Here is a 262-nt window from a genome sequence, read left to right as displayed (position 1 = left end):
GTGTCCCACGACCTGTACGCCAGCGTATGGCGCAAGGGCAAGGCCAACGACAAGGACGAAATCCGCGTGTCGAAGATCACCACCATCGCCCTGGGCGTGCTGGCGATCGGCTTGGGCATCCTGTTCGAGAAACAGAACATCGCCTTCATGGTTGGCCTGGCGTTCTCCATTGCCGCCAGCTGCAACTTCCCGGTACTGCTGCTTTCGATGTACTGGAAGAAGCTGACCACCCGCGGCGCCATGATCGGCGGCTGGCTGGGCG

General features: G+C 61.8%; 1 protein-coding gene. It reads left to right on the top strand.

Features of this window, described 5'->3' with window-relative positions; all coding sequences use genetic code 11:
* The coding region (locus AC6UDB_RS07085; protein WP_500709558.1) for a sodium:solute symporter family transporter at positions 1-262 on the top strand (262 nt) is incomplete at both ends.

This window comes from Fructilactobacillus sp. X3R2C1, assembly GCF_059901235.1.
This window is presented reverse-complemented; position numbering and strand designations above follow the sequence as displayed.